Annotated in this window: 1 pseudogene; it reads left to right on the top strand. The window is 71.3% G+C overall.

Annotated elements, in window-relative coordinates:
• A pseudogene (locus LI94_RS24245) lies at window positions 1-230 on the top strand (hypothetical protein); the annotation flags it as partial.

The following is a 230-nucleotide window of genomic DNA, read 5'->3' as shown; positions in this document are numbered from 1 at the left end:
GGCACCGTGTTCGGCGACACGACCGGCAGCTCGGCCAGCGGTACCGCTATCGGTGGCGCGGGCGGAACCGCCACCGGCAACTCCAGCGTGGGCGGCAACGGCAACTACGCCTACGTTGAGGCGGTCGGCCCGGATAGCACAGCAACCGGTACGGCTCTCGGTGGTGCCGGAGGTGGTGCCTTCGGTGGTGGCGTCGGTGGCAACGGCGGCTACGCCTTGGTGGACGGCGG

The organism is Mycobacterium sp. UM_Kg27 (genome assembly GCF_000972905.1).
Classification (GTDB): Bacteria; Actinomycetota; Actinomycetes; order Mycobacteriales; family Mycobacteriaceae; genus Mycobacterium.
This window is presented reverse-complemented; position numbering and strand designations above follow the sequence as displayed.